The sequence below is a fragment of the Bacillus sp. jun7 genome, assembly GCF_051034795.1.
Classification (GTDB): Bacteria; Bacillota; Bacilli; order Bacillales; family Bacillaceae; genus Bacillus; species Bacillus velezensis.
The window spans coordinates 2,894,450-2,918,014 of record NZ_CP093219.1 but is presented as its reverse complement, the minus strand read 5'-3'; the positions used below and the strand labels follow the sequence as shown (position 1 = coordinate 2,918,014).

Annotated in this window: 21 protein-coding genes; 3 read left to right on the top strand and 18 right to left on the bottom strand. The window is 46.2% G+C overall.

All coding sequences use genetic code 11. The features are described from left to right. Nucleotides 1-2: 2 nt before the first annotated feature. The 5 genes from MJQ52_RS14265 to degS form a co-directional block, all read right to left on the bottom strand. Complete coding sequence (locus MJQ52_RS14265) at nucleotides 3-287, bottom strand: late competence development ComFB family protein (protein ID WP_017418816.1); 285 nt, start codon at nucleotides 285-287, stop codon at nucleotides 3-5. A 57-nt stretch (nucleotides 288-344) separates the two neighbouring features. Beyond that, nucleotides 345-1,730: a DEAD/DEAH box helicase gene (locus MJQ52_RS14260; protein ID WP_094247454.1), complete on the bottom strand. Its 1,386-nt coding sequence runs from the start codon at nucleotides 1,728-1,730 to the stop codon at nucleotides 345-347. Nucleotides 1,731-1,837: 107 nt separating this feature from the next. Continuing rightward, nucleotides 1,838-2,686 carry a DegV family protein gene (locus tag MJQ52_RS14255; RefSeq protein WP_003151387.1) on the bottom strand — a complete coding sequence of 283 codons (849 nt, stop codon included), beginning with the start codon at nucleotides 2,684-2,686 and terminating at the stop codon, nucleotides 1,838-1,840. A 97-nt stretch (nucleotides 2,687-2,783) separates the two neighbouring features. Next, complete coding sequence (degU, locus tag MJQ52_RS14250; RefSeq protein ID WP_286047703.1) at nucleotides 2,784-3,473, bottom strand: two-component system response regulator DegU; 690 nt, start codon at nucleotides 3,471-3,473, stop codon at nucleotides 2,784-2,786. Between the two features lie 76 nt (nucleotides 3,474-3,549). After that, the gene (degS, locus tag MJQ52_RS14245) at nucleotides 3,550-4,713 is read right to left on the bottom strand and encodes a two-component sensor histidine kinase DegS (protein ID WP_003151385.1); all 1,164 of its coding nucleotides are present in this window, start codon (nucleotides 4,711-4,713) and stop codon (nucleotides 3,550-3,552) included. 222 nt (nucleotides 4,714-4,935) lie between these two features. Between degS and MJQ52_RS14240 the strand changes: the two genes are divergently transcribed. After that, nucleotides 4,936-5,583: a YigZ family protein gene (locus MJQ52_RS14240; protein WP_060657503.1), complete on the top strand. Its 648-nt coding sequence runs from the start codon at nucleotides 4,936-4,938 to the stop codon at nucleotides 5,581-5,583. 4 nt (nucleotides 5,584-5,587) lie between these two features. Further along, a complete protein-coding gene (locus tag MJQ52_RS14235; protein WP_071392366.1) occupies nucleotides 5,588-6,763 on the top strand; it encodes an LCP family protein in 1,176 nt (391 codons plus the stop codon). Nucleotides 6,764-6,852: 89 nt separating this feature from the next. Here MJQ52_RS14235 and MJQ52_RS14230 read toward each other — a convergent pair whose 3' ends face one another. From MJQ52_RS14230 to MJQ52_RS14175, 12 genes are all read right to left on the bottom strand, one after another. After that, a complete protein-coding gene (locus MJQ52_RS14230; protein ID WP_003151382.1) occupies nucleotides 6,853-7,929 on the bottom strand; it encodes a glycosyltransferase family 4 protein in 1,077 nt (358 codons plus the stop codon). Nucleotides 7,930-8,061: 132 nt separating this feature from the next. Then, on the bottom strand, nucleotides 8,062-9,258 hold the full coding sequence (tuaH, locus tag MJQ52_RS14225) for a teichuronic acid biosynthesis protein TuaH (RefSeq protein ID WP_094247452.1): 1,197 nt from the start codon (nucleotides 9,256-9,258) through the stop codon (nucleotides 8,062-8,064). Between the two features lie 19 nt (nucleotides 9,259-9,277). Next, nucleotides 9,278-10,036, bottom strand: a complete 759-nt coding sequence (gene tuaG, locus MJQ52_RS14220; RefSeq protein WP_003151380.1) for a teichuronic acid biosynthesis protein TuaG — start codon at nucleotides 10,034-10,036, stop codon at nucleotides 9,278-9,280. Nucleotides 10,037-10,059: 23 nt separating this feature from the next. After that, nucleotides 10,060-10,740 (bottom strand): teichuronic acid biosynthesis protein TuaF, encoded by a 681-nt coding sequence (tuaF, locus tag MJQ52_RS14215; RefSeq protein WP_094247451.1) that lies wholly within the window; start codon nucleotides 10,738-10,740, stop codon nucleotides 10,060-10,062. Beyond that, a complete protein-coding gene (tuaE, locus tag MJQ52_RS14210; protein WP_094247450.1) occupies nucleotides 10,737-12,224 on the bottom strand; it encodes a teichuronic acid biosynthesis protein TuaE in 1,488 nt (495 codons plus the stop codon). The genes tuaF and tuaE overlap by 4 nt, the downstream gene beginning before the upstream one ends. A gap of 67 nt (nucleotides 12,225-12,291) precedes the next feature. Further along, nucleotides 12,292-13,632, bottom strand: coding sequence for a UDP-glucose 6-dehydrogenase TuaD (gene tuaD / locus MJQ52_RS14205; RefSeq protein WP_094247449.1), 1,341 nt, complete (start codon nucleotides 13,630-13,632; stop codon nucleotides 12,292-12,294). 4 nt (nucleotides 13,633-13,636) lie between these two features. Then, the gene (tuaC, locus tag MJQ52_RS14200) at nucleotides 13,637-14,833 is read right to left on the bottom strand and encodes a teichuronic acid biosynthesis protein TuaC (RefSeq protein ID WP_070082464.1); all 1,197 of its coding nucleotides are present in this window, start codon (nucleotides 14,831-14,833) and stop codon (nucleotides 13,637-13,639) included. After that, nucleotides 14,830-16,278, bottom strand: coding sequence for a teichuronic acid biosynthesis protein TuaB (tuaB, locus tag MJQ52_RS14195; RefSeq protein ID WP_071392371.1), 1,449 nt, complete (start codon nucleotides 16,276-16,278; stop codon nucleotides 14,830-14,832). The genes tuaC and tuaB overlap by 4 nt, the downstream gene beginning before the upstream one ends. A gap of 36 nt (nucleotides 16,279-16,314) precedes the next feature. Continuing rightward, nucleotides 16,315-16,974, bottom strand: a complete 660-nt coding sequence (locus MJQ52_RS14190) for an exopolysaccharide biosynthesis polyprenyl glycosylphosphotransferase (RefSeq protein WP_003151373.1) — start codon at nucleotides 16,972-16,974, stop codon at nucleotides 16,315-16,317. 218 nt (nucleotides 16,975-17,192) lie between these two features. Next, nucleotides 17,193-18,683, bottom strand: a complete 1,491-nt coding sequence (locus MJQ52_RS14185) for an N-acetylmuramoyl-L-alanine amidase (protein ID WP_015387619.1) — start codon at nucleotides 18,681-18,683, stop codon at nucleotides 17,193-17,195. 21 nt (nucleotides 18,684-18,704) lie between these two features. Beyond that, nucleotides 18,705-20,825, bottom strand: a complete 2,121-nt coding sequence (locus MJQ52_RS14180; protein WP_003151371.1) for a SpoIID/LytB domain-containing protein — start codon at nucleotides 20,823-20,825, stop codon at nucleotides 18,705-18,707. A gap of 32 nt (nucleotides 20,826-20,857) precedes the next feature. Beyond that, on the bottom strand, nucleotides 20,858-21,175 hold the full coding sequence (locus MJQ52_RS14175; RefSeq protein WP_003151370.1) for a hypothetical protein: 318 nt from the start codon (nucleotides 21,173-21,175) through the stop codon (nucleotides 20,858-20,860). Nucleotides 21,176-21,356: 181 nt separating this feature from the next. On the opposite strand from MJQ52_RS14175, the gene MJQ52_RS14170 reads away from it, so the two are divergent. Next, nucleotides 21,357-22,274 carry a LytR family transcriptional regulator gene (locus MJQ52_RS14170; protein WP_003151369.1) on the top strand — a complete coding sequence of 306 codons (918 nt, stop codon included), beginning with the start codon at nucleotides 21,357-21,359 and terminating at the stop codon, nucleotides 22,272-22,274. Nucleotides 22,275-22,306: 32 nt separating this feature from the next. Here the strand turns inward: MJQ52_RS14170 and wecB are convergent, their stop codons facing one another. After that, nucleotides 22,307-23,446, bottom strand: a complete 1,140-nt coding sequence (gene wecB / locus MJQ52_RS14165; protein WP_015387618.1) for a non-hydrolyzing UDP-N-acetylglucosamine 2-epimerase — start codon at nucleotides 23,444-23,446, stop codon at nucleotides 22,307-22,309. Nucleotides 23,447-23,565: the final 119 nt, after the last annotated feature.

Here is a 23,565-nt window from a genome sequence, read left to right as displayed (position 1 = left end):
TATTACGCTCCTTCCCGAGTTTCACAGAACTCGCTTGGATTAACCGAAACAATCGCCGCTGATTCAGCCAGAATGACAAGCAGCGCTGTATTTTTCTGTTTATCAACTATCTCTGCTTTTGCATAAGCAACTTTCTTTTTATCTGTAACATATGCCGGCTCAGCCCGGTTTAATGAAAGTGCTAGTACATCATTTTTGCATACCCGGCATGTGCATTTCATATGAAGCTGAGGCATATGGCGGTCGAGAAGTTCCTTTAATATGATTTCTTTAGAATTGACAAGCATGCTGACAGCTCCTCATAGGAAAGTATGAGTATACTGTATCACGTTTTCTGAAATTAACTAGTCCAACAATTTACTTTTTTGTGCCAATTTGTTCATATGTTCTATATGTTTTTTTGCTTTTTTCATTCCGTTTGTCATTCCGAAATGAAACATGACGACATCACCGCTGAAATGTTTATAATGCCTTCCCGTTCTGCCCGCGATCTGTACGAGCGCGCTCTCAGTAAAGATAGGTGCTTCTGCGCCGAGGACACATGTCTGAACTTTGGGTACGGTAACTCCTCTTTCTAAAATCGTAGTCGTTACCAGCAGGTCAAGCAGGCCGTCTCTGAACCGTTTCACTTTATCCTTTCTGAATGTGTCTTCCGCATGTACGCCTTCTGCCCGTATGTTTAATTTCTGAAAATAATCCGTTGTCTTTTTCAATACGTGTACAGACGGAACGAATAAGAAAACCGGCAGCTGTGATTGAAGTTTTTGGCGGACCCAATCCGTTACAGAGCGCGGCAGTTTTCCTTTCTGAAGCTTCTTCTTCCAATTGCCGCACCACAAAAAACGCGGCTCCGGGAGAGGTTTCCGATGATATCTGGCCGGTATGCGAACGCTTTTCAGCAAACCGGCTTCAGCATTCTTTTTTAATGTGTCTGAAGGAGTTGCCGTTACATAAACAAGGGCGCTGTTTTTCTTCCTCGCTTTATCAACAGCGAACCTTAATGTCTCATCGGCTGAAAAAGGAAACGCATCTACTTCATCTATTATCATGACATCAAAAATGTCTCGGTAGCGCATCAGCTGATGAGCGGTTGAAATCATCAGCGGAGTCAAGCGGCCTTTGTCCTCGCTGCCGCCGTACAAAGCAGAAACGTCGACTTTCTCAAATGCTTTTTTCAGTCTCGGCAGCAGTTCAAGTACGACATCTGTACGCGGAGTCGCGACACAGACGCGCAAACCCTGATTCAGGGCAAACTCGATACCAGGAAACAGCATCTCTGTTTTCCCCGATCCGCAAACCGCCCATACTAACAGCTCTTGTCTCTCTTTTATCGCATCTGTAAGCGCGGCGGCGGCCTGCTTCTGTCCATCTGTCAGTGTTCCTTCCCAAGAAAGCTTTACAGGCTCCCAGCTGTTTTCAGGGGCTTGATTCCAAGAATATAATGATGTCAGTTCATCAGCCCTTCCCATCATGACACAGGCACGGCAATAGGTAATCTGCCTTTTGGCAGAGGGCGCCCAAAATGCCGCAAAGCAGGCTTGATCAGACTGACCGCATCGTTGGCAGACGTAACGGTTTTTCCGGCGGATGATTGACGGCTCGGCCGTTATATACTCTTTTTCTATAAAACGATTGATGCGCTGATCTGAAAACGGTATCTCAGATCTCAATAAATGCCGGCCGTAAAAGAAATCCCGCACCTCTGAAAATTCTGAAGCACCTTCGGACATCTCCCTGCCTCCTTTCTGCTCAAAGTATGCCTGCCGGGAATTTTTTTGTCGAATCACGAAAATTTAATAATAAAAAAATCTCCGCCCTTGAAAACGGAGATTTTCACTTAGTTTTTAAAACACCAGCCGATTCCGATGGCGCCTTCGCCCAGATGGGTTCCGATCACGGCACCGAAATAGCTGTTATAGAATTCGACATGAGGATATTTACCGCTTAACTCCTGTATAATATCCGCCGCTTCTTCTTCCCTGTTTGCATGGATGACAGCGGCCCGCATCGGGATTCCTTTACTTGCATCCTCCCCAAACAGCTCAAAAATTCTCGAAATCGCTTTTTTGCGTGTCCGAATCTTCTCAAAAGGAACAATTACCTTATTGTCAAAATGAAGAATAGGCTTTACCTTTAACAGACCGCCGATAAAAGCCTGAGCACTGCTTAGACGCCCGCCCCGCTGGAGGTGTGATAAATCGTCCACCATAAAATACGCACGGACTGTTTTTTTCATTTCTTCCAGCTCTTTTATAATCTCTTCCGGTGAGTCAACACCGTCTTTAATGAGCTGTGCTGCCTTTAATGCATAAAAACCTTGCGCCAAACAGCTGATCTCTGAATCAAAGGGATAAACTTTAATATGATCAACCATAGTGTTTGCCGAGGCGGCGCTGTTATAAGTTCCGCTGATTCCGCTGGACAAATGTATGCTTATGACTGCGTCATATGTTTTGCCCAGTTCTTCGTACAATGCGATTAATTCACCGAAAGAAGGCTGGGACGTAGTCGGCAGCTCATCATGATTTTTTACTTCTTTATAAAAACTTCTCCAGTCGAGTTCTGTTTCTTCGCGAAATGTTTTTTCACCGAAAACCACTTGAAGAGGGATCATATGAATATGATGTTCTTCTCTCATCTCTTTCGGAATATATGCTGTACTGTCTGTTACAACTGCAATCTTCATCACTTTACCTGCCTTATTAAGTACTTAATAAGTATTTTAATAGATATGAAGCAGTAAAAAAAGACTTGCCTATTATGGCAAGTCTTCTCATACATGACTAACGCATCTCTACCCAGCCGTTTTTAATGGCTACGACAACGGCTTGTGTCCGGTCATTAACGTTCATTTTCTGCAAAATATTACTCACGTGATTTTTCACTGTTTTCTCACTGATAAACAATGATTCACCGATTCCGCGGTTGCTTTTTCCGTCTGCAAGCATTTGCAGCACTTCACATTCCCGTCTCGTTAATATATGTAATGGTCTCCGGATTTCCGGGTAAACCTCATGCTGAGGATGAGCAGAAACTCCGCTTGTCGCAAGACAGCGGAATTCGTTGACAAGATTGTGGGTTACTTTCGGGTGAAGGTAAGAACCGCCCTCGGCTACCACTTTCACTGCTTCGATTAAAGTATCTGCGTCCATCTCTTTCAGGAGATAGCCTCTTGCACCTGTTTTTAAAGCATGAGTCACATAGTTTTCATCATCATGGATGGAGAGGATAATCACCTTAGATTCAGGGTACAGCTCAACAAGCTGTTTAGTAGCCTCTACTCCATTTACATTCGGCATATTGATGTCCATTATGACAACATCGGGATGATAATGCTCGACGATTCGAGCCGCCTCATCTCCATCGTCACCTTCTGCTACCACTTCAAAGGTAGGTTCAAAATCCAATATTCTTTTTACACCCTCACGGAATAGTTGATGGTCGTCGATAATAACAATATTTACTTTAGTCACACGCTACGCCTCCTTATCCTATTGTTCTATATACGCCGCTGTTCGGTCAATATGTCTTTTGGCTCTATTTAACAAATTATAGGCCGAGAGATAACGGAACCTTAATCATGATAAATGTCCCAAGACCTATTTTAGAGTCTATCGTTATCGTTCCTTCAAGCAGATCTACTCTTTCTTTCATTCCCAGCAAGCCGAATGACTTGTTTTTCTTTTGTTTAGCATCCTTAATATCAAAGCCTTTTCCGTTGTCCTTAATGATAAGAACGACAAAATCAGCGGTTACTTCCACTTTTACTGTTATTTCCTCTGATTCTGAATGCTTGAGTGCATTTGTGACGGCTTCCTGAGCGAGACGGAAAAGCGCCACTTCAAATTGCGGGGCAAGCCTTTTGTTCTCCGTGTCTCCGATACACTGAAAATGTATTTTCACCTTTCCGTTGTATTCTTCAGTTGTATAAAGATATTTTCTCAGTGTCGGAATCAGCCCGAGATCGTCCAATGCCATCGGTCTTAAATCATATATAATCCTTCTGACTTCGTAAAGGGCATTCCGCACATTCTGCCGAAGATTTCTGATTTCCTGAAATCCGTCCTCCGTGCCGCGGTCGCGGAAGATCCGTTCAATTAATTCCGATCTCATCATGACATTTGCCAGCATCTGCGCGGGACCGTCATGAATTTCTCTGGAAACTCTTTTTCTTTCTTCCTCTTGGGCTTCAATGATTCTTAAGCCGAAATCTTGTTTAGCCTGCGCATCGGCAAGAAGAAGCCCTACTTGGCGAAGGTCTTGATTCAGGTAATTCAGAACGACGGTTATTTGGCTGACCAATGATTCTGACCGTTCAATGATTTCCTGAAGCCCCAAAAGCCGGCGTTCTAAATCATCTCTGCGCTCCCGCAGCTGCTTTTCACGCTGCTGGATCATCGTCAGTTCCACTTGAAGTTTGTGCGCCTTTTCATAGGCGTTGCGAATTTCTTCTTCGCTGAACTTATGGAAATTTCTGCTTACTTCAGACAAGCGGTTTCGTGCGTGCCGCGTATGAACTTCAAGTTTGTCGCCCAGCTCAATGACTTCGTACACCTGCTGTTTGATCTGTTTGAGTTCTTCAACCAGCTGCTCATATTGCTGGCGCGACTGCTCTCCGATTTGAAAAACCTCGTCCTTGCTCCCGTCCACGGTTTTCAGCATTTTCATAAGTATAGAATCCAAAACTTTGGAGTCCATCTTCGATTTATTCATCTGTCTCCCTCCGTAACGGTGTTGTTATGTATTTTTATTATAAATGTAATTGAACTGCAATTTATGTCGAATTATAATGAAAGAATGCGTATATTCTAGAAAAAAACATTTTTATATAGTATCTTACTCTTTCATGATACCAAAATATGCGCAAAAATTCTAAAGTCTGTTCGAATTTGTAGAAACAAGTCTTTTAATGCTTGTCAGGAGGGTCCAGCAATCATGCTGCACAGCTATTTAACTGTTAAAGAAGCGGGTGAACATGAGATTGTGATTGAAAAATCACGTTTTATCTGTCACCTGAGCCGTGCTGCTTCTGAAGAGGAAGCGCAGGAATTTATACAAAAGATAAAAAAACAGCACTGGAATGCGACTCATAACTGCTCAGCTTATCTGATCGGCGAAACCGACCATATACAAAAGGCCAATGATGACGGAGAACCAAGCGGAACAGCCGGCGTCCCCATGCTGGAAGTGCTGAAAAAACGAGGTCTGAAAGATACCTGCGCGGTGGTTACCCGGTATTTCGGCGGAATAAAGCTCGGTGCAGGCGGATTGATTCGTGCATATGGGAAGTCAGTGTCTGAAGGCTTAAATCATATAGGAGTTACGGAGCGGAAGCTGATGCGGATTATGCATACATCAGCGGATTATACGTGGCTCGGCAAGATAGAGAACGAACTGAGAGAATCAGTTTTTTTACTGAAAGATATCCATTATGCGGATCATGTCGAATTTGAAACGTACGTTGAAGAAAAAGACAAAGAAGCGTTTCTAAAATGGATGACAGAACTGACGAACGGCAAGAGTAAGAATACAGAGGGAGAACTGACGTATTTAGAAACAGACGTCAGCCCTAAAGGAGACTAATGTAATGGCTGAACGTGTAAGAGTGCGTGTTCGCAAGAAAAAGAAAAGCAAACGAAAGATCATATTCAAACGGATTTTGCTGCTGCTTACCCTCGTTTTGTTAGTCGCTGCAGGATTTGGCGGATACAAAGTATACAAAACGATTAATGCGGCAGATAATGCATATGATGCCCTTTCCCGCGGAGACAAATCAAAATTGCGGGATAAAGTCATCAATATGAAGAAAAAACCGTTCTCCATTTTGTTTATGGGGATCGAAAATTATGCCACCAGCGGAAAAGGCGGACGATCAGATTCTCTTATTGTCGTTACCCTTGATCCGAGAAATAAAACAATGAAAATGCTGAGTATTCCGCGTGATACGCGGGTGACGCTTGCCGGTGACACAACCGGTAACAAAACAAAAATCAATGCGGCTTTTGCTAAGGGCGGAGCGGATGAAACCGTCTCAACCGTCGAAGACTTATTAGGCATACCGATTGATAAGTATGTCACTGTCGACTTCAATGGCTTTAAGGATGTTATTGATGAGGTAGGCGGGGTCGATGTAAAAGTGCCGTTTGACTTCGACGAGATGAGTGACGTCAGTAAAAAGAAACGGATCTATTTCAAGAAAGGAAACATGCATTTGAACGGTGAGCAGGCTTTGGCTTACGCGCGGATGAGAAAGCAGGATAAGCGCGGAGACTTCGGCCGGAATGACCGCCAAAAGCAAATCTTAAACGCACTGATCGACCAAATGTCAAGAGCTGGAAATATTGCTAAAATCGATAAAATCGCTGAAACAGCGAGCAATAACGTCCAAACAAATATCCGAATCACTGAAGGACTCGCTCTTCAGCAGATTTACAGCGGCTTTACCAGCAAAAAGATTGATACACTGACCATAACAGGATCAGATTTATATTTAGGCGGAACCGCAACTACGCGCGGAACATATTATTTCCAGCCGGATCCAGCCAATCTCGAAAAAGTACGGCAGGAATTGCAGAAGCACCTGGATTACCCGTCCGGAAGCAGCACGGCGTCCGATCCCGCTTCTGACAGCACCGGAACGGACAGTACGACTGATTCGACTTCCGGCAGCACAGGAACAAGCGGCACAACCGATTCAACCAACGGTACTGCAGGTGCAAACGGTACGGACAGCACACAGTCCGGCGGCACAACAGGCTATTAAGAGTAAACCCGATCCTTTGAGCAGGATCGGGTTTTTCTATATAATAAGAGAATAGAAAAAAAGCAGACCATTCGCATGATCTGCTCTTTTTAATTTTTCTTTACCAATCTTTTGTAAAACTTGGTAAATGGTTTAAATTGTTCATTTACTAACCCTGTGACCTCTGCTATGATTTGCATAAATACAATCAATACAAAAATAATAAACAGCGAAAGCCATATGGTCGCACTTTTCAGCAGGATGGCACTGACGCTGAAAATAAAGCCGATTAAATAAATGATAATGACAGCCGTGCGGTGTGACAGCCCGAAGGCCATCAGCCGGTGGTGTATATGTGACTTATCAGGCGCTGAGATCGGCTGTTTGTTTAAAATCCGCCTGATGACGGCGAATGTCGTATCAAAAATCGGCACGCCCAAAATGATGATCGGAATGATGATACTGAATAAAGTAACACTTTTATAAAGACCTAATAATGAGAGTACTGAGATGACGTATCCGAGAAAGAGCGATCCGGTATCTCCCATAAATATCTTTGCCGGGTGAAAATTATAAAATAAAAATCCGAGTGTGCTTCCTATCACGACAAGTGAAAGTGACAGAATAAGGATTTTCCCTCCGGATAACGCCATAACGGCGATAGTGGAGAGTCCGATGACCGACAGGCCGGCAGCGAGTCCGTCCAAACCGTCAATCAGGTTCATCGCATTCGTAATACCGACGATCCATAACACAGTCAGCGGGTAAGCGACCCATCCCAATTCTAAACGTTCCGTTAAAAACGGTACGGAGAAAAAGTCCATTTTCAGTCCCGTGCTCACAATCATAATGGCCACGGCCAGCTGGACGAAAAACTTTACCTTTGCGCTTAATTGGTATTTATCATCAAGGATTCCTAAAATAACAATAATAAACGCACCCACCGTAATGGCGGTCATTTTTGTTTCATTATATATGCCGGCCGCGAGCACACCCGCCGCTACGCCGATAAAGATGGCCAAGCCGCCCATACGGGGCATTATTTTATCATGTACTTTTCGGTTGCTGGGCTGGTCAACTGCACCTATTTTGATCGCAATTTTTTTTACGATAGGAGTTAGGATTAAAACCGTTAGCAGAGAGACAAAAAACGCAACAACTATGCGAAACATGCGTTCGTCAAGCATAAAGAAGTCTCCTTTGGAATTATATGAAGTCTTTTCTGATATTGAACCGTTCCTTCCATTATAATTCTTACTAGTTATTATAACAAGCATCATCAAAAAGAAACACGCAAATCAAAAAATGCGCTTTCCCTTTTAATGGGATTGCGCATTTTTCAATATACCCGTGCATTCGAGCATTCGGCCGAATAAAACATTCCAATCTCGTCTCCGGGCCAATTCACGGCGCAAAGCCTCGTATGATCCGCGGCGGTCCGCTGCCAGAAGCGCTTCGCAGGCCGCGATGAAATCTGCGGGGTCGCTCCCTTCAACGTATTCATAAACGTAAGGCCTTTTGATTTTTGACGTAGAAGAAAGGTTGCAGCCGACAACCGGTTTCCCGGCGGCTAAAAATTCAAAAAGCTTAAGCGGAAATACCGCGTCATTATAAGGTGAATTTTTATACGGCATGATGCCGATGTCGACAAGCTGCATATAGGACGGCACTTCATTCGGCGCGGCAGGTCCCGTCCAGATGACATTCGGGCGTTCCAGAAGCGACTCGAAATCCGGATCGTCCTGAGCCGTGTTCGGGCCCACCAATAAAATCGTCCAGTCAGGCCGCACATCTGCCGTTTCCGCCATAAGCGCAAAATCGAGCTTCGGTTTGATTCCGCCGATAAAACCGAGAACCGTTCCGTTTCTTCCCCGTAAAATGTCTTCATCCGGCTGTTTATTTTCCCGTGAAAACAGGTCATATTCCACTCCGTTTTCAATGGTGAACACTTTCTGGTGCGGGTTCTCCAGCTTTTTTCCGACCTCCCGGTGCAGACAGTCAGATGTGCAGGTGATGGAATCGGCACGCTGAATGATTCTCATTTCCGCCTGTTTAATGATGTTTCTTCTTACATTTGACAGCACACCGGCCCGGCCGCTGATCGGAGCGGCCCACAGATCACTGCAATCGTAAATCACTTCATCCCAAGGAAACAGATCTGCCAGAAGCGGAAAACCGGGGAAGGTGTACCATAAGCAGCAGCGGGCCCCTTCTCCTTCTTCCTTCAGCATGTGCAACAATGGTGAAAGTTTATGCCTGTAACACATGTCTGTATACCTGCCGAAACGGAATGCTTTTTGCTGCATGAGATCCTTTACAGTGAACTGCCGGATTCCCTCGGCGATCCCGGCCGTCTGACCATCATTGGCTCGCGGGGACGGGCATACCCAAATGACGCTTTTCGTTTCTTTTTGCCGGGAAAGAAATTCAGCCAGCCGGTGCCGTCTGTATCTCAGCCGGTCATGCCCCCATTCCGCCGCTCCGACGATTACGTGAATAATCGGTTCCACCTTCATCACCCAGCTCCTCTGACACCTACAGTCTTTTCAAGACCGCGTTTTTCGCATATTGCATAAAACACCACGAAGCCTTGATAAAATGCAGGCGCTCAATTTCTCTATAAACAAACCACGTTTTTTTTGCGGCTTTCCACTTGTTGCTTGAAATCGAATTCTGCACAAGCCTGTATTCTGAAAGGCACTCATTCAGGCCGTAAGCCGTAAATCCTCTTTTCAGCAGGGAAAGCCATGTCGCTAAATCCTGCCGCGTTCTGATATCAGGCATTTGAATCTGCCCCGTCTGCTCTCTGTCAATCATGACCGTTAAACATCCGATAATCGTGTTTTTTAAAGCTTCATCATATGACAGGCTTTCAGGGGCTTGAATCGTTTTGTCCGTCGGCGTTCCGTCCTGCTCCATGACGCTGTAGCCCGTAAATGAAAAAGCGCAGGACCGCTCTGCCATAAACGCAAGCTGTTTTTGAAGCTTTTCCTTTTTCCATCTGTCATCGCTGTCCAGAAATGCGACATAACGGCCCTTGGCATGTTTAAGGGCTGTATTTCTGGCAGCCGCGGCTCCCCCGTTTTTATCTAAATAAACGACGCGGATCCGCTCATCTTTTTGTTCATATTGCCGTAAAATATCTCTCGTTCCGTCCGTTGAACAATCATCCGCGATAATCATTTCCCAATGCGGGTGGCTTTGATGTAAAACGGACTGAATCGTGTCTTCGATATATTCACTTGCGTTATAAGACGGTGTAATGACAGATACGAAAGGTTTCCAGTTTGTCATGGTCACATCTCCATCGCAGATTTTTACAAGGACTCTCTAAAAAACTCCGGAATGACAATGAACATAAAGGCAACTGCAATGCCGATTAAAACGCCCAGAACCGCTTTCTTTTTCGGCGGCATGCCTTGTCCCGCCGTTTCATTCATCGGCTCTGAATTGATGACGCCGGCCGCTTTCAGGTTCAGCTGCATATTTTTCAATTCGTATAAAAATCGTTCCTTATCCACTTTGGCGTCCGCGCTGACGGTTTCTCCTTCAAGCGCAGCAATACTCTGCCGCACTACTTTTGCCCGTTTTTCAAACAGGTCCTGATCATTCTTCAGAAAAGTTGTTATGACGGCTTGAAACACCGATTCGGTCTCCTGTTTGTTTTGGCCGCTGTAGCTGACCGTGATCAATGAATCTGATTGTGTTTCGACAGTCAGTTTACTTTTCACAGCCGCTCTTTCTTCGTCTGTTTTATCAGGCAGAGCCTGCTTTAAAAAGGCATCGCTCGTCAAAAGGAGCGGGATTTCTTTTGTATTGTTATAAAGCGGATGATCATAATTTCCCGCGGCGATCGCGGCTTCTGATGTAAAACTGCTGTTTCCGCTTATTTTTGACGGCAATACATATCCCGCCGCCCCTAACACAACGGGCAGCGCAATGATCCAAATGATATTTTTTTTGATACGCCGGGTTATTCTTGTCAACATATCCTTCATCTCGCATCTCCCTGTTTTTCATAGTACGCCGTGACGGCAGACTCCTTTTGTAAACGCCTCAATATATTGACCGCCGCGATCACGAGCGAGAGAAATACCCAGTGGAAAAATAAATTTGATACGGAGCTTGGGCTGATGCTGCTTACCAAAAAACCGGCCATTGCCGTGATAAGTCCTTCTGTGATCAGTCTTGACTGATTTTCCGATTTTCTTTCATGACATTTATAAAGTGTCCAAAAAAGGAACAAATAGACTGTCAGGTAACCGAGCATCGTAAGCACGCCGAAGTTCGCCATAATCTCGACGAGCCAGTTGTGCACCTCAACTACGCCGCCCGTATCATAAACGGGCTCCGCTTTTAAATAGTAAGAGACATTTCCGGCACCCACTCCGAACCCCCAGGAATCAATCACATAGTGAAAGGCGTTCTTTAAAAGATTCGCCCTCGCAAGGTTGGAAGGAAGCGGCTGCTGTCCCGGCATCGCCTGCGGAGCTGAAAACAGATTCAAGACGGCATTGGTGATACGGCCCGCAAATAAAACCGCAAACAGCGCAGCACCCGCTCCCGCAGCGTACAGCGCGAATTTTTTCAACACGGAAGGCAGCAGGATGAAGACGTATACAGCCGCCCCCGCGCATATGCCCAGCAGACTCGCGCGCGAACCGGTCAAAATGATTAAATACAAAGCGCAGATCGCAAAGAGCAGGCTGACGGCCTTCACATAGCCGTTTTTCATATTTTTCACCGCCGCCGCATACAGAAAGAAACTGATGCACAAAAACGTCGCGAAATCATTTTGATTAAAGAAAACGGACGTCGGATAATGCTGTTTGTACTGCGGGCCGTTATAAAGCGTGGAGCTCGGCAGATGGTTGTGTGTAAAATGGTTGTAAAAGCCGATCGCCATCACAAAAATGGTCATCACAAGCCATATGCCGTAAAAAACCATCAGCTGATCAAAGCGCTGAATGAACATGACAATAAGATAAATCAAAAACATGCCCATTCCCATTAAAGCTAAATATTTAATCCCGTACGTCACGGATTTTGCCCACAATAACGATAGGAGACCGTATGTAAACCATAAGGCGAAAAACATCAGAACCCCTTTTACATTCACCCGATTCCATCTGTCAATATGATGACGGTTTGTCAGGATGCCGGCGATGTGAAGGGCGCCCGCTCCGATTAATAACAGCCGGTATATAAATAAGCTGAAAAATCCGAGATGAACCGCAAAGAAGGCCTGGTTTAAAAATGTACACGCGATCAGTATATAAATGAGCCCCATAAACATCTGACCGTTTGTTGTAAAGGCGGATAGCAAAGCAAGTCCGGCAATGCCGATCATGGCGGCAAGCAGCAGCACGGTGATTTTTCCGAAGCCGGCATCCGCCCTGACCGCCCCCAGCATGATGCATCCTCCTGTAATGACAGCGGCAAGCAGCACAAGAACATGTGCCGCTGAACGTTTGATACTCACATGGCAAACCCCTTTCCAAAACCGGCAGCCGAGCCGGACTGCCGAGAGCCTGAAAACAAATCTTTTTCTATCTTGCCAGTTCTTTTATTTGCCGATCGGCATGAACCGCCGGACGTCCGACGGAATGATAAGTGAATCCTGAAACCCTCATATACTCCAACGGAAACATATTTCTGCCGTCAATGATGACCGGCTGTTTGAGCAGCTGCTTCACTCTCTGAAGATCCATCTCCTTGACTTCCGGCCAATCTGTTGTAATCAGGCATGCGTCCGCGTTTTTGATGGCACTGTACATCTCTGTGTGATATTCAATGCCGCCTTCTCCTAATATCGCTGACGCTTCGGGAATCGCGATCGGATCATACGCTTTCACGTGAGCGCCCTGCTCTTTAAGACTTGTGATGATATCAAGAGCCGGGGCGGAGCGGACGTCATTTGTATGCGGTTTAAAGGCCAGCCCCAGTACGGCCACGGTTTTCCCTTTTAAGGGACCGATGGCGCGGTTCAATTTTTCCGTAATACGGACCCGCTGCTTCTGATTGGTTTCAATGACGGCTTCCATCATTTCAAACGGATAGCCGGCGGCGTTTGCGATATGCAATAAAGCCGTTGTATCCTTCGGAAAGCAGGATCCGCCGAATCCGATGCCCGCCTGCAGAAATTTATTCCCGATCCGGCTGTCAAGGCCGACGCCTTCTGACACGTGAGAAATGTCCGCCCCGACACGTTCGCAAATATTGGCGATATCGTTAATAAAAGATATTTTGGCGGCTAAAAAAGCATTTGCGGCATACTTAATCATTTCCGCGCTTTCAAGATTGGTCTTTACGATCTTCGTACGGAACGGCTTATGAAGCTCTTCAATGACCGAAGCGGCATGTTCGCTTGTGGCGCCGATAACCGCCCGCTCCATCTGCATCGTATCCCGCACCGCCGAACCTTCGCGGAGGAATTCAGGATTTGACGCGACATCAAACGGATATTTTCCCTTTGACGCTTCGCTGACGATTTGGTAAACGAGCTTTCCCGTCCCGACCGGAACAGTGCTTTTGGTGACAATGATTTTGTATCCGTTCAGCTGTTCTCCGATTGTTTGCGACGCTGCCTTAATGTAGGTCAGATCGGCTTCACCCGTCTTTGACATCGGCGTACCGACGGCGATATAGATGATATCAGCGGCTTTCACAGCCGGCTCAATATCGGCCGTAAAGGATAACCGCCCGGCACTGACATTTTTTTCGGCTAATTCCTCAAGCCCCGGTTCATATATCGGGATGACTCCGTTTTGCAAGCTTCTGATTTTCGCTTCATTGATGTCACAGCAAGTCACATGATGGCCGATTTCCGCAAAACAAGTTCCAGATACAAGACCTACATACCCTGTTCCTAATACAGCGATTTTTTTCACAGCTTCATCCCTCTTTCGAAAGGTTCTCCTCTTGCCCGGCCCGGTTCATGACGGACCGGTATTTCTCTTTCAGCGCTTTCGCATTGTGGCTTGCGTCAAAATACGTGCGGACGGTTTGAGAAAGTTCCTCGGCTGTTTGCGGCGTCCAAGCCTCTCCTTCGTCATATTGCAAAATGGATTCTGCCAGCGTGTCAGGTGAACCCGGCTTGATCAGCAACCCCCGGTGTTTCCCGAATAAAGAAGCCAATCCTCCGACATCGGTACAGATTACCGGCACCTTCAGAGCGAGCGCCTCAATGACCACAGTCGGCATGCCTTCGCTGTAGGACGGCAGCGCCATTACATCTGAGGCCAGCAGATAGTCCTGTACCTTGTCGTTCGGCACTTGCCCCGTGACGATATGAGCGGCTTCACGCAATGAAGATTCGGCGGGACCGTCACCGACAAAGACAGCTTCATATCTTTCATCCAATGACTGAACGGCTTTTGATAAGTCGAAAACACCTTTCTCTTTGACAAGCCTGCCGATGAACACGATCAGTTTTCTATCCGGAGGAAGGCCGAGCCGTTTTCTGACGGCTTCTTTCGTCTCGTTCCTTTTTCGGAAGGCGTCAAGCGTGATGCCGATCGGAAGCACGCTGCACTCCGCCTCGATGAGCTTTTTCATTTGTTCCCGCAGACTGCCGCTCACAGCGTAAATATCGGCTGCTTCCCGCACCGCAAATGTAAATGCGCGATGAGCGCTTTTGCTGTAATGCGGATAGACATTGACATCACTGCCATGCAAGGTCAGCACATACGGGATGCCTAAAGCCTTTGACACAATGGCCGCCGCTCCGCCTGACGGCATGGCGAAATGCGCGTGAATCAGATCGGGCTTCAGGCCATGATTTTTAATTTCGGAAAGAACCGATAACGCCATTCTTTTATGCGGCTGCGCCCATTTCAGCTGCCCGGGAACCGCCTGATAAAACGGCCGGTGGACGGACACACCTTTCCGCCATTCATGCGCCGGCCTTATATCCTTTTGCCGATACGTCTTTTTCAGCACCCGGAATGGCGCGGCGAGTTTCGGCCGCGGACAAATGACAGTCATCTCCGCGCCAAGCTTTCTCAGTTCTTGGGCCTGCGTCTCATGAAAAACGCCTTCTCCCGGCTTCTCACTGCTCGGATATACACTTGTCATCCACAATACCTTCATAGCAAACGTCCTTTTCTTAATTTACTTTTCATATGCGGATAAGCTTTTCCTAACAGGAACAAATAACACAACGCGCCGCAGGCTACGGAGATCGCCAGCCGCAGCTTGACATCAAGGCTGATCCGCTCCGTTCCGAAGCTGGCTGTAAAGGCGATGACACCCATTGCCGCCGTAAGCAGAAACGGTTTGGCCACGGCTTTGAAGTAAGCCGACAGCCGCAGCTTAATGACATATGCCAGCAGCCAGCGCCCGATCAGGAAATTCAGGATGCTGATGAAAGCGTACGTCCAGGCTACCGTCAAGAGATTTCCGGACAGCACGGCGGCGTACAAAGATGCACCGTACAGCAGCATCACCCCGGCGTCCCAATAAAATGCCAGATCGGCCCGCCCTTTTGCCAGCAGCACTGATCCGTTCGGATTCATCAGAACCCTTAAAATCCCGACGATGGCGAGAACGTTTAAAACCGGGACAGCCGCCAGCCATTTTTCTCCGAAAACCGAAGCCACGAATGCATCCGATACTGAAACCAAACCGAGCAAGAGCGGAAAGGATATCAGCGCGAGTATTTTGGTCATATTGAGAAACCCTTCTCTGATCACGCTGTTTTCATGCTTGTTTTTCGCAAAGACGGGAAACGCGACTCTCGTAATGATGGGATTAATTTTTAATACCGGAAGCGTGACAATCTGGTAGGCCAGATTGTAAATGCCGAGCGCCTCGGCGCCGATAAAACTGCCGATCAGAATCATATCAATATTCGCCCCGAGCCGGTTCACAAGCCGGGAAGACAGCTGAAAGGCTCCGAAAGAAAAGAAGCCTTTCATTCCCTTCAGATCAAAAACGAACGCCGGTCTCCATGTTTTTCTGCAGGACACCCAGTACAGAATGCCTTTTGACGATTGCAACAGCACCTGGGAAATCACATAGGCGAGAATCGGGTCCGTATAAAAAACCGCAGCCGCCAAGTAAACGAAGGACAGCACATTTGAAAAGATTTCAATCTTGCTTAGCGTGTTAAATGCCAGCGCTTTTTGCAGCATATACTGATATTGCTGACCGATCGGCGCGATTAAAAACATGACGGCCAGCACGCGGATTAAATAGACAAGCTCCTCCCGCCGATAAAAATCGGCAATGAGCGGACTGCTGAAAAACAGCAGCGCAAACAGCGCAAGCCCCGTTATGATATTCAGCCAGTACAAGGAAGACATCTGTTTTTCAGTCACATGATCTTTTTGAATGAGCGCGGCGCCAAAACCCATATCAAGCGCAATTTGGGCAAACACCACTACCGTTGTGATCATGCCGACAAGGCCGAATTCAGCCAGTGACATGACCCGCCCGAGCAGGGCGAATTGGACGATTTGAATGACCGTAATACACGCTGTCGAAATACTTGTCCATTTGGCGCCGCTCAAAATTTGATTTGTAATACTAGGCATCGTTTTCCCTACTTTTTTGTCTGCTGACCAGAATTTTTATCGCGCCCCGTCACCGGTCCAGATCACTTTGCACGTTTTGAGCATAATCTTCAGTTCCAATGAAAAGGTCAGGTTGCGGATATAATATAAGTCAAACATCAGTTTTTCCCTCGGTGTCATGTCATATCCCCCGTTGACCTGCGCCCAGCCGCTTAATCCCGGCTTAACGGCCAGCCGCTCCGTAAACCCCGGAATCTCAGCCTGAAACTGTTCCGTAAACACGGGACGCTCGGGACGCGGGCCGATCAGGCTCATTTCTCCCCGAAGGACATTTACCAGCTGCGGCAGCTCATCAATACGGGTCCTTCTGATAAAAGCGCCGACCTTTGTCACGCGGGGATCCTTTTTCAGCGCCCAGACCGCCCCCGATTTTTCAGCATCTATTTTCATAGAGCGGAGCTTATACAAATAAAACGGCTTCCCATCTTTGCCTACCCGCTCCTGCTTGTAAAAAGCCGGGCCGGGCGACTCCAAACGAATCAGTATGGAGAACAGGCCCATCACCGGGAGCGCCGCCAAAAGCCCCGCAAGCGCAAACACAATGTCCATGAATCGCTTAAAAGCCAAATAACGGGCCGTTCTTTCCGTAACGGCAGCGGAAGTCCCCTGCCGCACTGCATAGTTATTATTTACATTCATGCTTTTCTCTGCTCCCACTGACACACACCTCACGATTTGTTGGGATGTTTGATGACCTATGCCGTGAGTTTAGCAGATGGATGTTAATTGGAAGTAAAGGAAACGTTAATGTTTATTAGAATGTTTCGATTATTGTTTTTTTATTGTAAATCTATTCATATCCATATTTGAGACAAAGCATAATGAAAAAATAAAAAAACAGACCGGTATGAACCGGTCTGTTTCCATGAAAAAAATTATCTGAAATAGGAGGAAACGCCTTGGGTGATCCCCGCCGCGAGTCTGTCCTTTTTCGTTGATTGTTTTAGAATATTGGCATCAATCGGGCTTGTGACAAAACCGGTTTCTAACAAGACACTCGGCATTTTAGAATACTTAATGACGTAAAATCCGGCAGTTTTCACACTGCGGTCACGCGTGCCGAGAGCAGAAACCATTCTCGGCTGAATATTTTGGGCAAGCCTCAGACTGTTTGCCGATTGGTAGGTTTTATCATAATACGTCTCCGTACCGTTTGCACTGCTGTTATCATTCGCATTTGCATGGACGCTGATGAAAATATCGGCGTTCGCCTTCGCCCCTTTGTTCACTCTCTCCTCAAGCGAATCAAAGGTGTCGCCCTTTCTTGACATTACAGTAAGCGCGCCCGCGCCGTATAATTGATTGTTAAGACGCGTAGCGATATCAAGGTTTACATTTTTCTCAAGCAAGCCGTTTCCGGTTGCACCTGAATCCTGATAGCCGTGTCCCGGATCAATAAAGACCGTTTTGCCGACAACGGGATTTTTAAGCTGCGACGCGGCATTGTTGCTTAAAGATGAAGCACTTCCTATGACGGTGAAGCTGGTGATGTTTTTACTTCCGATATACGTCCGGACGTCTTTTGACAGACTGTCTCCATTCGTCAGCAGGTGAACTCTTCCCTGTTTGGCGCTCAGCACGCCTCCGACGATGGTATCCGCCTCTTTAAAGCCATTGGTAACAAACGTATAGCCTGTGCTTAAGCCTGTCTTTTTTGCAAGATTCACAGACAGGTTATAGCGGTTTTTGCCGCTGATTCTCGAAGGGTTCGGCAGCTTATTATAAAGTGAGCTGCTGATGCTGCTTGTCCCGCCGATGACAATCGTGTTTTTAATCCCTAAGCTTTTGATCGCATTGGACGCAGAACCATTTAACGTTGAATCATTAGTGAATAAAATCGGATATTTTTTAGCGGACGCATAAGAAATCGCAGCCATTCCATCCGCATCAACAAACCCGTTGACCACAAGGGCTGTAGAAGATCTTGTCATTTCACCCGCCACTTTTGCGGCTGTGGCATATCTCGTGCTCCCTGATAACCGTTTGACACTGATGCCTAATTTAGCAATTTGATTTGCGGTATTTTTCGAAACGGCAGGTGTGCCGCCTACGATAATCACATTTTTCGTTTTTAAATCAATTAATCCCTTTTTTGTGCCGGCAGACAGCTGATCTTTATTTGTAAACAGCAGCGGCGCATTTTTTTGATATGCAAGCGGCGCAGCGGCAATTGCATCGGCATATGAAGTTCCGCCGGTGATAATTACCGTTTTCGCTTCACCCCATGATTGTTTTGCCGCCAGTACAGCCGTATCATACCGGGTGCTTCCGCCGATCCTTTTAACCGTATTGTCAGCCAAAGCGGAAGGGACAAATAGAATGACCCCGAGAATAAAGACGGGGAGACATTTTATGATGAATTTCAATCCGATCTCCTCCACAGAAGTTTAGTAGTTTGTAAGTGCTGTATTAGGATAATAGAACGCAAGAATAGAAGTATACGGCTCTCCGGCCTCCGCTCTTTCTTTTGCTCCGTATTGACTCATTCCTACGCCGTGACCGTATCCCTTTCCTGATATCGTGATTTGCGAAGAATTACCGGACGCACTGGCGTATGTGCTTTTAAAAGATGAAGCTCCGATCATCGTCCTGAGTTCAGACGCTTTCACCTCAACAGATGCAGTCTTGTTCATGACATAGCCCTTCGACTTGTCATTCACATGGTACGTGACCTTCACCGCGGCGTCTTCCGCGCGCTGGCCTTTTGTTTTTCCGGTGAGCGAGAGATCAGAGATACTTGCAATTTTTATGGAACTTGCATTGGTTTCTTTATTTTTCATCAGCCAATTTTTTATTCCGTTGAGCTGCGCAGCATTTGCTTCGTTTGTTTTAGACCACCAGGATGCGGGATTTTTCATATCCAGACCCGCTGGCAGCTGCTGCTTCTGCAATGTTAAAGACCAGCTGATTTCCGGATCTTTTGTGTCCTTTTTGGCTACTAAATACGGCACTTTCGATCCCCACACTTCATCGCCGGCTTCCATGTAACCGCCATTGCTTGATGAGTAAGTGGCATCTATCAATCTGCCGGAATAAGTGAGCACTTTCCCTTTTGTTCCGTTAACGGCTGCGGTGGCGTTTGGATACCAGCTGTATCCCCCGTAAACCTGAAAGGCCGTTGTATCCGCGACTGTTTGTCCCATCTTGCCGATAGAGTAGGTGCGGGCGGCAACAGCCTGGGCTTTCAGCGCTTCTGTCGGCCAGCTTCCCGGCATTTCATTCGGCAGGACACCTTTCAGATAATCCTCAAAAGGAATGTTTTCATTAACAGGCCTTACATATTTGCCGGATTCAGCAGTGAAACTCATATTCCCCAGATATGGCTTCCCGTCAATGCTGATTGTGTTTGCTGTTGAATATTTTTCAGGAACCGCCTTGAAAGACGTTTTTCCGCTGTTAATGCCTGCAACGCCTAATTTGCCGCCGGACGTTTCAATACGGTACGTCTTTCCGTTTACGAGATAAAACTCTTTTGCGTAAGCAGCCTTAACTGAATCGGCAATTGAATTCGCGCTGCCTATTAATGTATAAGAATAGGTGCCTTTCGTTTTAAAAAGGCCGGCCTCGTCGGCGGGTGTTTCGCTTTTTTTGATGTATACAAGCGGCATGTGATTTGCGGCGGCAATATTTGATCCGACTACGATGTCCGCTAATTTAGTCCCGTTGGCAGCCACCGTTTTGCTTGCATCCATGCCAAGCGAAGTGACTGCGTTTGCTGATATTTGATATCTGTTTGATCCGGTAATTCGTTTGGTGACCGAGGCCTTCTTTTTAATTTGATTCTCCACATCTTTGCTGACGCTTGAAGTGCCTCCCATGATGATCACTTTTTTAGGCAGATTGTAGCTCGGAAGGGAGTCTTTTTTCGTCAGAAGAATCGGATAGCCGTTTTGCGCGGCATATGGCGCGATTGCCAGCGCATCCGTATATACATCCCCCGTTACTACGACCGCCTGGTCATAGCTGCCCATTTCGGCCGCAATATTTTTGGACAGATCATATCTGTTTTTTCCGCTGATCCGTTTCGTACGGCCGTATTTCTTCAATGTCTTTTCCGCGGCTGACGAAATACTGTTCGTCCCGCCGATGATTAAAATATTATCCGGATTGAATTTCTTGATTTGCGCTTCTGTGCTGCTGCTCAGTTTTTTCGCTTCAGTCAGCAGAACAGGCGCTTTCAGTTTATTCGCTAAAGGAATGACGGAAAGCGTGTCCGCAAAATAAGCGTCCGTATTCACGACGACTACGTTGGACGGGTTTTTCCAATACTTAGATGTCGCGGCGTTAGCTGTATCATATTTGGACGCGCCTCCCAATCTGACAACGGAGGACACATCGCTTCCCGTCAGTTTATAAGTTCCTGAAGGTTCGATATTCAGAGTCGATTTATTACCAATATAATTCGTCAGTTTTACTGAGATATCAGAACTGGCCGCAAAAGTGCTTTCCGGTAATAAAGCCAGGCTGAATATCACAGAAAAACAGACAGCCCATATTGTTTTCTTCAATTTTTATCCCGCCTTTTGCTGATCATGGTGTATTATTTTGCTTTCTCGATTTCCTTGATCTCTTTTTGGCCTTTATCATTTGTGAAATAAGTAATGCTGACTTTGTCATTTTCGCTGAATTTATTCAGAACATCAGAGAAGTCATCAGAAAATTCAAAGCTGACGGGCTGATCATCCACTTTTACTTCAATTGTGTGCGTATCCGCCATACCGACATAATATGCCGTTTCTTTTTGAGCCTGGTTCTCCGAAGAACCGCTTCCCTTCTTTGATTGTTCCGCCGTTCCGCACGCTGCCAATACAACAGAAAAAAGCAGTATTAAGAACGAAGCTGCAATAGTTTTTTTCATTTTTTTCACCTCATCTTTATGTATCGTCTTATACTAACTTTTTTTTAAGGTAATTTTAAGGTCTTTTTGTAACCTTTTTTTTAAGAATTTCGTCTATTACATGGTTATAAGTAAAAATATGACTGGGTTTATAAAGATTAGTAAATTGCATCATGAAAGTTAATAGAAAAGGTGATGACAAATGAGAGCTGAACGAAAAAGAAAGAAGAAAAAGGTTCTTCTGACAATCGTAACAATCATCGGGCTGTTAGTTTTATCATCAGGAGGCTACGTCTACTACTTGTGGCACAAAGCGGCTTCAACGGTGGCAAGCATTCAGGAAGACTTAAAAAAATCGGACAAACGTGACACGGATATAGATCTCGGAAAGAAGGATCCGATTTCTGTTTTAATCATGGGAGTCGATGAGCGGAAAAATGACAAAGGGCGCGCGGACACGATGATTTATATGACCGTCAATCCTAAAACGAATACAACGGAAATGGTCAGCATCCCGCGCGATACGTATACGAAAATCTCCGGCAAAGGTACGATGGATAAAATCAACCACTCCTATGCCTTCGGCGGAACCCAAATGGCCGCGGATACCGTCGAGGACCTGCTCGACGTGCCGGTAGATTATTTTGTGAAAGTAAACATGGAGAGCTTCAAAGATACCGTGGATACACTCGGCGGGATTACGGTGAACAGCACGTTCGCCTTCAACTACGACGGGCATTCTTTCGGAACGGGGAACATCAGCCTGAACGGCGAAGAAGCACTTGCCTACACCCGCATGAGAAAAGAAGACCCCCGGGGGGATTTCGGCAGACAGCAGCGGCAGCGCCAAGTGATTGAAGGGATTATTTCTAAGGGGGCAAACATCTCGTCTGTCACGAAATTCGGAGATATGTTTAAGGTCATTGAAAACAATATGAAAACAAACATGTCATTCGATGATATGTGGACGGTTATGACTGACTATAAAAATGCCCGCAGCAAAGTCACTCAGCATGAACTGAAGGGAACGGGAACGAGAATCAACAATATCTATTATTACAAATTAGATGAAGCAAGCCTCGCTTCAGTCAAAAAAGAATTAAAAGAAAGCCTGAAATAATAAAAAACTCTGCATATGATGCAGAGTTTTTTTTATTCTGTAAAAGGCTGCGGACGGGTTTTTCTATAGCCGTACCGATAAAGCAGTTCTTCCGCAATCCGTTTTGAGGCCGATCCGTCACCATAAGGGTTTGACGCCTTTGACATCCGTTCATACTCGGCCTGATCGGTTAAGAGCTGTTTTGTCAGCTGATACACCGTTTCTTCATCTGTACCCGCCAGCTTCAATGTCCCGGCTTTCACTCCTTCGGGGCGCTCGGTTGTGTCCCGAAGCACCAAGACCGGCTTTCCGAGAGAAGGCGCTTCCTCCTGAACCCCGCCTGAGTCGGTCAAAATGAAATTTGCTTTCGCAGCGAAGTTATGGAAATCCACGACCTCCAGAGGTTCTATTAAATGCACCCTGTCCGAATCAGCAAAATGGGCTTCTGCGGCCTCACGAACTGCGGGATTCAAATGAACGGGATAAACGACTTGTACGTCCTCAAACTCTTCAACGATTCTTCTGACGGCCTTAAACATCTGTTTCATCGGCCTGCCTAAATTTTCACGTCTGTGCGCTGTCAAAAGAATCATCCTGCTTCCTTCCAGCTTGTCAAAAATCGGATGAGAATAGTCTTCCCGCACTGTCGTTTGAAGCGCGTCTATCGCCGTATTTCCCGTGATAAATATAGAATCCGGCTTTTTATTTTCAGCAAGCAGATTCTGTTCTGCCTGGCTTGTCGGCGCAAAATTCACATCAGCGATCACGCCCGTCATCTGCCGGTTGATTTCTTCAGGGAAAGGAGAGTATTTATTTTGCGTACGCAGACCGGCTTCCACATGGCCGACGGCGATTTGATGATAAAAGGCGGCAAGGCTTCCGGCGAACGTTGTCGTCGTATCTCCGTGGACCAAAACGATATCTGGTTTTACTTCTTGAAACAGCTTGTCCAGTTTCAGCAAAGCATGAGATGTAATTTCTGAAAGCGTTTGACGCTCTTTCATAATATTCAAATCAAAATCAGGCGTGATGCTGAATGCTTCAAGCACTTGATCCAGCATCTGTCTGTGCTGTGCGGTTACAGTCACCAGCGAATCAATTTCCTGATATTTTTCAAGCTCTAATACGAGCGGAGCCATTTTAATTGCTTCAGGTCTTGTACCGAATACGGTCATTACTTTTAGTTTTTTCAACGGTTTGTCTGCACCTCGTTTTATATGTCGGATATCCCTTCATGTTAACATATTTATGCCGTTTCTTAGATATTGTAAAGCTTAATGGCAAACAAAGCAAAAACCGTTACAAGACTCTT